Here is an 8,767-nt window from a genome sequence, read left to right as displayed (position 1 = left end):
CGGTCACCCCGGCCCAGGCTCCGGCCGCGACCTCCGGTGACGACGGCGCCTACGTGACCCCGCTGGTGCGCAAGCTCGCCGCGGAGAACGGCGTGGACCTGGCCGGCGTCAAGGGCACCGGCGTCGGTGGCCGTATCCGCAAGCAGGACGTCATCGCCGCCGCCGAGGCCGCGAAGGCCGCCGCGGCCGCTCCGGCTCCGGCCGCTGCCGCCGCCCCGGCCGCCGCCAAGAAGGCGCCGTCCCTGGAGGCCTCCCCCCTCCGTGGCCAGACCGTCAAGATGCCGCGCATCCGCAAGGTCATCGGCGACAACATGGTCAAGGCGCTGCACGAGCAGGCGCAGCTGTCCTCGGTCGTCGAGGTCGACGTCACGCGTCTGATGAAGCTGCGCGCCCGGGCCAAGGACGCCTTCGCGTCCCGTGAGGGCGTCAAGCTCTCCCCGATGCCGTTCTTCGTCAAGGCGGCCGCCCAGGCGCTGAAGGCCCACGCGCCGATCAACGCCAGGATCAACGAGGGCGAAGGCACGATCACCTACTTCGACACCGAGAACATCGGTATCGCGGTGGACTCCGAGAAGGGCCTGATGACCCCGGTCATCAAGCACGCGGGCGACCTCAACATCGCCGGCATCGCCAAGGCCACGGCGGAACTCGCGGGCAAGGTCCGCGCGAACAAGATCACGCCCGACGAGCTGTCCGGCGCGACCTTCACCATCTCCAACACCGGTTCGCGCGGTGCGCTCTTCGACACGATCATCGTGCCGCCGGGCCAGGTCGCGATCCTCGGCATCGGTGCCACGGTCAAGCGTCCGGCCGTCATCGAGACCGAGGAGGGCACGGTCATCGGCATCCGCGACATGACCTACCTGACCCTCTCCTACGACCACCGTCTGGTCGACGGCGCCGACGCGGCCCGTTACCTGACCGCGGTCAAGGCGATCCTGGAGGCGGGCGAGTTCGAGGTCGAGCTCGGCCTGTAAGGCACGTCGCTCGCTGAGTGCCCCCGTCCGGTCTCCGGGCGGGGGCACCGGCGTTTTCTCACCGGGGCGTGAGCTGCCGGTCCGACCAGCCCCACAGCTCCTCCACCCACACGTTGGGGACGGAGAGCTCGGGCGCGGGCGTGAGGTGCCGGGTGCGGTAGGCCTTGAGGACGTCGTACGTCGCGTCCAGGCAGTCCCGCGAGGTGAGCGTGCCGGTCCTCGGGTCCACGCCGACGAGGAACCCGCGCGCCTCGACCGTACGGATCATGTCCCGGGCGCGGTTCACGTCGTACGTCGGGGACTTGGTGCAGCGGTAACGGCTGTACGGGTGCTCGGACGTCCCCGGGTAGTGCGCGTCCCTCGACATCTCGCTCAGCATGCGGTCGTACGATCCCTCCGCGTGCCAGGCCCCGATGTCGCCGCCCGGCGGGGTGTACAGCCTGGCGCTGGGGTTCTCCACGGCGCCGTAGACCCAGCGGCCGGTGTCCGGGACCTTGAAGCCCCAGCCGACGTGGCCGAGTTTCTGTGCTCCGTCCGGCTTGATGAAGACGCAGGCGGCGCCCCTGCCCGGGGCCGCGCCCGCCATGCCGGTGATCGCCTGCGAGCTGCCCGGGGCCGTATCCGCCGTCGCCCCTACGCCCTGCTGTCCGCAGCCCGCCACGCCGAATAGCGCGCCGATCACGGCCACGGCGGCCAGTCCCCGTCGTCCCCCGATGTGCATGCCGTCCCCCTGTGGTGCGATGGGGCGCCCCGCACGGGAACCCCTGACCAACGCGACACACCTGGACGCCCCGGGGTTCCCTGTCTTGACAGAAGCCGTGCGACTGGGAGCGTGTAAGCCTCGTCTCACCTGCATGAAAGCGCCCCCGTGCGCCCCTCCCGGACGGGCCCGCGGCCTTATTGTCTAAACGTCAAACGCCCTTAAGGAGCTCTCATGACCGCGCCCGTCGTCCACTCGCTGCGCGAACAGATCCGCGAGCACATCGTGGAGGGGATCGTCAGCGGGCGCTGGCAGCCGGGCGAGCGGATCGTGGAGCGGCGGATCGCGACCGAGCTGGAGGTCAGCCAGACGCCGGTACGGGAGGCGCTGCGCGAGCTGGAGTCGCTGCGGCTGATCGAGTCCGCGCCGAACAAGGGCGTACGGGTGCGGAATCTGACGGCGGCGGACCTGGAGGAGAGCTATCCCGTCCGGGCCGGGCTGGAGGCGATCGCGGCGGAGCTGGCGGCGGAGCGGCTGGCCCAGGACTGCTCGGCCCTGGAGCCGCATGTCGCCGCGCTGTACGAGGCGGACCGGAACTCCGACGGGACCGGCCAGGTGCGGCACACGGTCGGCTTCCACCGCGAGCTGGTGCGGGCGGCCGGCAACTCGGTGCTGCTGCACACCTGGGAGGGCCTGGGCATCGAGGTGTTCACCGCCCTGTCGATCCGCTGGCTGGGGACGGTCCAGCAGTCGTACGCGGAGGAGCACGAGGAGCTCGTGGCCGCGTTCAAGCGCCGGGATCCGCGGATCCCGGAGATCGTGAAGGCCCACGTCCTGGGGTGCGCGCCGCGGGCCTGACGGCGGGCGACCGCAGGTGCGTCCGGGGCTGCCGCTGGTCCTGGACCTGCCGCACGGCACCCGTGGCGCGGGTGGTCGACGATCACGTCGAGGTGCGGCCCGGAACGCGAGGGCGAGGTCCTTGTCGCCGACGCGAAGTCCCGCCCGCCCCACGAGCGCGCACGGGGAGATATCGCCGAACAGCCGAGCGCACCCCCGCTCAAACGGCCTCCGACCTGCGAGAACCCCGGCTCCAGCGGTCACTCGGTGCCATCGCCGAAGGCACCCCGTGCCGACTTTCTCGTGATCGAGAAGTTTTACCCTGAATGCTTTGATCGATCATCGATCAGGGAGTTAGAGTCGCCGACGGGCTTCTACCGAGGCCCCACTGCCCTGTCCTGCCAAAGACCAAGGGCAACCCCCCTTCGACTGAGGAAGGCGGCGACATGACCGACCCCAACGCCATCCAGCCGAGCGAGCTCGACCAGCTCCCCGACCGGGACCCCGAGGAGACCGCCGAATGGCAGGCCTCCCTGGACGCGGTCGCCAAGGCGGCCGGCCCGCACCGTGCCGCGTACCTGATGCGCCGCACGCTGGAGAGGGCGGAGGGCAACGGCATCGCGCTGCCGAAGCTCCTCGAAACGGACTACGTCAACACCATCCCCACCGCCGCCGAGCCGTCCGTGCCCGGTGACGAGGAGATGGAGCGGAAGATCACCGCGTGGAACCGCTGGAACGCGGCCGCGATGGTCACCCGCGGCTCCAAATACGGCGTCGGCGGCCACATCGCCACCTTCGCCTCCGCGGCCTGGCTCTACGAGACCGGCTTCAACCACTTCTTCAAGGGCAAGGAGGCCGACGGGTCCGGCGACCAGCTCTACATCCAGGGCCACGCCTCCCCCGGCATCTACGCCCGCGCCTTCCTCGACGGCCGGCTGGACGAGTCCCACCTGGACAACTTCCGCCGCGAGTCGGGCGGCAACGGCCTCCCGTCGTACCCGCACCCGCGCCGTCTGCCGTGGCTGTGGGAGTTCCCGACGGTCTCCATGGGCCTCGGCCCGCTCTCCGCGATCTACCAGGCGCGTTTCAACCGCTACCTGACGGCCCGCGGCATCAAGGACGTCTCCGAGTCGCACGTGTGGGCGTTCCTGGGCGACGGCGAGATGGACGAGCCGGAGTCCACGGCGGCACTCGCGCTCGCGAGCCGTGAGGGCCTCGACAACCTCACCTTCGTCATCAACTGCAACCTCCAGCGCCTCGACGGCCCGGTCCGCGCGAACTTCAAGATCGTGCAGGAGCTGGAGGCCCAGTTCCGCGGCGCCGGCTGGAACGTCGTCAAGTCGCTGTGGGGCAACGCCTGGGACGAGCTGTTCCAGCTCGACACCACGGGCGCGCTCGTACGACGGCTGCGCGAGGTACCGGACGCGCAGGTGCAGACGTACCAGACGCGCGACGCCGCCTTCATCCGCCAGGACTTCTTCGGCAAGGACCCGGCGCTCGTCGAGATGGCGAAGCTGCTGTCCGACGACAAGATCCTGGAGTGCTTCCACCTCTCCCGCGGTGGCCATGAGGCGCGCAAGGTGTACGCCGCCTACAAGGCCGCCGTCGAGTTCAAGGGCGCGCCGACCGTGATCCTGGCCCAGACGGTCAAGGGCCACACCCTCGGCGAGGGCTTCGCGTCGAAGAACGCCAACCACCAGATGAAGAAGCTCACGGTGGACGAGTTCAAGACGATGCGTGATCTTCTTGAACTGCCCATCAAGGACAGCGACTTCGTCGACGGGGTCGTCCCCTACGGCCACCCCGGCGCCGACTCCCCCGAGGTCCGCTACCTCCAGGAGCGCCGCGCGGCCCTCGGCGGTCCGGCCCCGGCCCGCCGCGTGCACCCGGTGGCGCCGCTGCCCGCCCCCGCCGAGAAGGCGTTCGCCTCCTTCGACAAGGGCTCCGGCTCCCAGAACGTGGCCACCACCATGGCCTTCGTCCGCCTGATCAAGGACCTGGTCCGCGACAAGGAGACGGGCAGGCGCTGGGTGCCGATCGTCCCCGACGAGGCGCGCACCTTCGGCATGGAGAGCCTCTTCCCGTCCCTGGGCATCTACTCCCCCAAGGGCCAGACGTACGAGCCGGTCGACCGCGACCAGCTCATGTACTACAAGGAGGCCCAGAACGGCCAGATCCTCAACGAGGGGATCACCGAGGCCGGTTCGATGGCCGACTTCATCGCCGCTTCGACGTCGTACGCGACGCACGGCGAGGCGATGATCCCGTTCTACATCTTCTACTCGATGTTCGGCTGGCAGCGCACGGCCGACCAGATGTGGCAGCTCGGCGACCAGCTCGGCCGCGGCTTCCTCGTCGGCGCCACGGCGGGCCGTACGACGCTCACCGGCGAGGGCCTCCAGCACGCGGACGGTCACTCGCCGGTGATCGCGGCGACGAACCCGGCGGCGCTGACGTACGACCCGGCCTTCGCCTACGAGGTCGCCACGATCGTGCGCGACGGCATCCGCCGCATGTACGGCGAGGCGGCGCCCGGCGAGGACCAGAACGTCTTCTACTACCTGACGGTCTACAACGAGCCGCTCCCGCAGCCCGCGAAGCCGTCCGGCCTCGGCGTCGACGAGGGCATCGTCAAGGGCCTGTACCGCTTCAACACGGCGGAGTCCGCGGGCCTGTCCCCGGTCGCCAACGCCCCCCGCATCCAGCTCCTGGGCTCCGGCACGGCGATCCACTGGGTGCTGAAGGCGCAGCGGATGCTGGCCGAGGAGTGGGGCGTGGCCGCCGACGTGTGGTCCGCGACGTCCTGGACGGAGCTGCGCCGTGACGCGCTGGAGGCCGACGCCGGCCTGCTGCGCGGCGAGGACCGGGTGCCGTACGTCCGCCAGGCACTGCACGGCGCCGAGGGCCCGGTGCTCGCGGTCTCCGACTACATGCGCCAGGTGCCGGACCAGATCGCGCAGTGGGTCGAGCAGGACTGGTCCTCGCTCGGCGCGGACGGCTTCGGCCTCTCCGACACCCGCGAGGGCGCCCGCCGCCACTTCGGCGTGGACGCCGAGTCGGTCGTGGTCGCGGCCCTGGCCCAGCTGGCCCGCCGGGGCGAGGTCCGGGCGACGGCGGTGAAGGAAGCGCGCGAGAAGTACGGGCTGTGAAGGTCTGAGCCGCACGGCTCCCGGTGAAGGGGTACGGCTGCCGCCGTGCCCCTTCGCTGTCAGTGGGCCCCGGCATCATGGCCGTATGCGTGCTGCCCGGCTCATCAAGATGGTGCTTTTGCTCCAGTCCCGGCCCTCCATGACCGCCGCCGAGCTGGCGCGGGAGCTGGAGGTGTCGGAGCGGACGGTGACCCGGGACGCGCAGGCGCTGTCGGAGGCCGGAGTGCCCGTGTACGCCGACCGGGGGCGGGCCGGGGGGTACCGGCTGATCGGCGGCTACCGGACCCGGCTGACGGGGCTGGCCCGCGGTGAGGCCGAGGCGCTGTTCCTGTCCGGGGTGCCGGGGGCGCTGCGCGAGATGGGGCTGGAGGACGCCGCCTCGGCGGCCCGGCTGAAGGTGTCGGCGGCCCTGCTGCCCTCCCTGCGGGACGCCTCCCGGACGGCGGCCCAGCGCTTCCACCTGGACGCGCCGAACTGGTTCACCGAGCCGAAGGCGCCCGAGCTGCTGCCCGCCGTAGCCGACGCGGTGTGGGACGACAGACCGGTCACCGCCCGCTACCGCGGCCGGGAGGGCGAGGTGGAGCGGGAGCTGGAGCCGTACGGGCTCGTGCTGAAGGCGGGTGTCTGGTACCTGTGCGCACGGGTCCCGGACGGAGGTTCCTTCCGGGTGTACCGGATCGACCGCTTCACGGTGGTGACGGCCCGCGAGGCCCGCTTCGAGCGGGACGAGGAGTTCGACCTGCCCGGGTTCTGGGCGGAGCAGGCCGAGCGGTTCGCCCGCTCGATCCTGCGCGCCGAGGTCGTCGTACGGCTGTCCGGGGACGGGGTGCGCCGCCTTCCGTACGTCGTGGATCCCGTGTCCGCGCGGGAGGCGCTGACGGCCGCCGGAGCGGCTGACGAGGACGGATGGCTGACCGTGACGCTCCCCGTGGAGTCCGAGGAGGTCGCCCGCTCACAGCTGGCGGGGCTCGGCCCGGAGGTGGAAGTGCTGGCTCCGGAGCGTCTGCGGGCACGTTTCGCCGACGACGCGAGACGGCTGGGCCGCCTGTACGGGACATAACAATCCGCCGCACTCCACGTGCGCCCCACCCGTCCAGGCCCGATGCTGGACCCGTGATGGACGAGACGGAGTTCTGGGAGCTGGTGGACGCCACCCGCGAGGCCGCCGAGGGCGACCCCGAGGAACAGGCCGACCTGCTCGTGGACCGGCTGCTGGCGCTGGACCCGGAGATGGTCCTCGACTTCGCCCGTCACTTCGAGGCCCGCTTCAACCGGGCGTACACCTGGGACCTGTGGGGCGCCGGCTGGATCCTGCTGGACGGGGCGAGCGACGACGCCTTCGACTTCTTCCGGTGCTGGCTGATCGGCCAGGGCCGCGAGGTGTACGAGGGCGGGGTGCACGACCCCGACTCGCTCGCCGATCTGCTGGCCGACTTCGACGAGGAGATCGACGGCGACGGCGAGGAGCTGGGCTACGCGGCCGACGAGGCCTACGAGCAGCTCACCGGTACCGTCGCCCCCGATCTGGGCATCCCGCCCGCACCCTCCGAGCCGCTCGGTACGCCGGTCGACCTGGAGAGCGACCGGGTGCTGGCGGAGCGGTACCCCAAGCTGTGGGATCGGTTCAGGGGCTGAGCGCCCGTCAGACCGCCCGCCGGTCTCAGGCCGCGCTGCTGCTCCTGCGCCGGGTGGTGTCCGCGGGAATGTACGCCTGCGTCTGGTCGGCCTTGACCGCGTGGTGCATCGGGGCCGCGTTGGCCTGGTCGAGCGCGGACGCGGTGACGGCGGCCGGGCCGAGGACCACGGCCGCGACGGCGCACACGACCGCCCAGGGGCCGCGGGCGGTCCGGGTCCATCCGCCGGTCTTCTCCGTGGTGTCCGGGTGACTGCTGTTCATTTCTTCCCCACCTCCGGTCAGTGCGTGTGCATGACGATAGGGCGGCTGTTTCGGCGTGGTCCCTGAGCCGCCTACGAGGAACCTGTGAGGGCTCGGGCTCTTGACCCCCGCCGTGACTCCCGGCGTACCGTGGCCGCCCCCGAACAGGAGCACCCCGCCCATGACCAGCCCGTATGTGCGCGAGATCACGCGCGAGGAGCATCTCGCCCACCTGCGGCTGCACCCCGACGTGAGCCATCTGCAGATTCCCGAGTGGGCCGAGGTGAAGCCCGACTGGCTGGCGGAGAGCGTCGGCTGGTTCGAGGGCGAGGCCCGGATCGCGACGGCCCTGGTCCTGTACCGGCCGCTGCCCGGCACCCGGCGCTGTCTCGCCTATCTCCCCGACGGGCCCGCGATCGACTGGCTCGCCCCGCGCCCCGAGCGTCTGCTGGATCCCCTGGTGGCCCACCTGGAGAAGCGCGGGGCGTTCTCGGTGCGGATCGGGCCGCCCGTGATCGTCCGGCACTGGGACGCCGACACGGTGACGGCGGGCATCGCCGACCCCGGTGTCCGCCATGTGCGCGAGCTGCCCGCGGCCGGCGTGGACGGGTTCGCGCTGGACGCCGGGGAACGGCTGCGCGGGCTCGGGTGGCGGCGGTGCGCGCAGGACGAGGACAGCGGCTTCGGGCCCGGGCAGCCACGGTACGGCTGTCACATCCCGCTGGCGGGCCGCTCGGTGGACGAACTGCGCGAGGCCCTCGCACCGCACTTCGAGCAGTCCCTGCGCACGGCCGAGTCGGCGGGCGTCCGGGTCTCCTGGGGGACGGCCGCCGACCTGCCCGACTTCTACCGCCTCTACACGGCGACCGCCGCCCGCGACGGCTTCCGGGCCCGCCCTCCGGCCTACTTCCGGCGCATGTGGGAGGCGCTGAACGCCGAGGACTCCGACCGGCTGCGGCTCTATCTCGCCGAGTACGACGGGGAGGTGCTCTCCGCCGCGCTGATGATCAACGTCGGCTCCCGGGTCTGGCACTCCTACGCCGCGTCCGGTCGGCGGGGGCGGGAGGTGCGGCCCAGCAGTGCGCTGCTGTGGCGGATGCTGTCCGACGCGCGGGCGGCCGGTGCCGAGACGTACGACCTGCGGTCCGTGACCCCTGCCCTCGGCGAGGACCGGCTGCTGGGCCGGCTCCGCTTCAAAACGGGGGCGGGGGGCCGGGTCGTGGAGTAC

At 71.7% G+C, this 8,767-nt stretch carries 8 protein-coding genes; 6 read left to right on the top strand and 2 right to left on the bottom strand.

The window, feature by feature from the left end; genetic code table 11:
* On the top strand, positions 1-977 hold a 977-nt coding region (gene sucB, locus EHS43_RS29180; RefSeq protein ID WP_125193713.1), incomplete at its 5' end, for a 2-oxoglutarate dehydrogenase, E2 component, dihydrolipoamide succinyltransferase.
* 58 nt (positions 978-1,035) lie between these two features.
* On the opposite strand, the gene EHS43_RS29175 is transcribed toward sucB, so the two are convergent.
* On the bottom strand, positions 1,036-1,698 hold the full coding sequence (locus tag EHS43_RS29175; RefSeq protein WP_125193712.1) for a hypothetical protein: 663 nt from the start codon (positions 1,696-1,698) through the stop codon (positions 1,036-1,038).
* 213 nt (positions 1,699-1,911) lie between these two features.
* Here EHS43_RS29175 and EHS43_RS29170 point away from each other — a divergent pair, with 213 nt between their 5' ends.
* From EHS43_RS29170 to EHS43_RS29155, 4 genes are all read left to right on the top strand, one after another.
* A complete protein-coding gene (locus tag EHS43_RS29170; RefSeq protein WP_125193711.1) occupies positions 1,912-2,535 on the top strand; it encodes a GntR family transcriptional regulator in 624 nt (207 codons plus the stop codon).
* A 425-nt stretch (positions 2,536-2,960) separates the two neighbouring features.
* Positions 2,961-5,663 carry a pyruvate dehydrogenase (acetyl-transferring), homodimeric type gene (gene aceE, locus EHS43_RS29165; RefSeq protein WP_125193710.1) on the top strand — a complete coding sequence of 901 codons (2,703 nt, stop codon included), beginning with the start codon at positions 2,961-2,963 and terminating at the stop codon, positions 5,661-5,663.
* 85 nt (positions 5,664-5,748) lie between these two features.
* Positions 5,749-6,723, top strand: coding sequence for a YafY family protein (locus EHS43_RS29160; RefSeq protein ID WP_125193709.1), 975 nt, complete (start codon positions 5,749-5,751; stop codon positions 6,721-6,723).
* 56 nt (positions 6,724-6,779) lie between these two features.
* Positions 6,780-7,298 (top strand): DUF4240 domain-containing protein, encoded by a 519-nt coding sequence (locus EHS43_RS29155; protein ID WP_125193714.1) that lies wholly within the window; start codon positions 6,780-6,782, stop codon positions 7,296-7,298.
* A 25-nt stretch (positions 7,299-7,323) separates the two neighbouring features.
* Here the strand turns inward: EHS43_RS29155 and EHS43_RS29150 are convergent, their stop codons facing one another.
* Entirely contained in the window at positions 7,324-7,560 is a 237-nt protein-coding gene (locus EHS43_RS29150) for a hypothetical protein (RefSeq protein WP_125193708.1), read from the bottom strand.
* A gap of 160 nt (positions 7,561-7,720) precedes the next feature.
* Here EHS43_RS29150 and EHS43_RS29145 point away from each other — a divergent pair.
* Positions 7,721-8,767: peptidoglycan bridge formation glycyltransferase FemA/FemB family protein (locus EHS43_RS29145; protein WP_125193707.1), on the top strand; the 1,047-nt coding region annotated here is incomplete at its 3' end.

The organism is Streptomyces sp. RP5T (genome assembly GCF_003933965.1).
GTDB lineage: Bacteria > Actinomycetota > Actinomycetes > Streptomycetales > Streptomycetaceae > Streptomyces.
This window is presented reverse-complemented; position numbering and strand designations above follow the sequence as displayed.